The following is a 1007-nucleotide window of genomic DNA, read 5'->3' as shown; positions in this document are numbered from 1 at the left end:
CCTCTTCCGCACCCCCCTGGCCATCGTCGACACCTGCGACCTCCCCCCGGCCGACCGCGCCGAAGGCGGCGACCCCCGCTCGCGCATCAACCGCGCCGAGGCCGACCTCCTCGCCGCCCTGGCCCGGCGCTGCACGGCGGACGACGAGGAGTGGGCGGTCATCGTCCCCTACCGGGCCCAAGCCGCCCTGATCCGCAACCTGTTGAAGGACCTCCCGCCCGGCACGGGAGACATCGCGACGGTCGACTCCTTCCAGGGCGGCGAACGGGACGTGGTCCTGTACGGCTTCACCCGGTCGAACCCGTCCGGCGAGGTCGGCTTCCTGGACGAACTCCGGCGCGCGAACGTCGCGTTCACCAGGGCCCGGCGCCGCCTGATCCTCGTGGGCGACTTCGACACCCTCACCCGGGCCACCGACGAGGGCTTCCGGGACCTGGCCCGCGCCCTGCGCGAACACACGGCGGACGTCGGCGAGTTGCTGCCGTCCCGCGACCTCGAAGCACGCCTCGGAGCCCGCACCGCATGATCCCCCGCCAGCGCCACAACCCCCTCGGTTTCCCGCCCGCCCGAGCCGTCGAGCACGCGGCGTTCCACCTGAGGGCCGCCCCCGAGACGGTCCACCACCTCCTGCTGCCGGTGTGGCGGGTGGAGGTCGAGGCGAAGGTGACGGCCGCCGAGCCGTACCAGCTGATCGACCGCTACCTGATCAGAGCCGTCGCCGAAGCGGGCGTCACCACTCCCGAGGGACTCGCCTCGTTCCTCGCCCTGGACCCGGCGCTGACCCGCCAGGCCCTCGCCTACCTCACAGCGGTCGGCCACCTCACCGAGCACCAGGGCGAGCTGGCGCTCACCCCCCTCGGTGAACGCTCCCTGGAAGCCGGCGAGATGTACACGGTGAAACTCGGCGACCGCCGCATCGTCCACTTCGACGCCTGGACCGGCACCCCCCTACCCGAGAGCTACGCCGAACGGGGACCGGCAGGCCCGTCCCCCCTCGACACCTGGAC

At 73.0% G+C, this 1007-nt stretch carries 1 protein-coding gene and 1 pseudogene; both read left to right on the top strand.

The window, feature by feature from the left end:
- Positions 1–526, top strand: a 526-nt coding sequence (locus AOK24_RS42400) for a C-terminal helicase domain-containing protein (RefSeq protein ID WP_206191366.1), incomplete at its 5' end; no start/stop codon positions are given.
- Positions 523–1007, top strand: a pseudogene (locus AOK24_RS42395) (hypothetical protein); the annotation flags it as partial. The gene AOK24_RS42400 and the pseudogene AOK24_RS42395, both read left to right, overlap by 4 nt.

Origin of the sequence: Streptomyces niveiscabiei (genome assembly GCF_001419795.1) — a bacterium.
Classification (GTDB): domain Bacteria; phylum Actinomycetota; class Actinomycetes; order Streptomycetales; family Streptomycetaceae; genus Streptomyces; species Streptomyces niveiscabiei.
The sequence above is the reverse complement of the archived record's forward strand: the minus strand, read 5'-3'. Positions and strand labels throughout refer to the sequence as shown.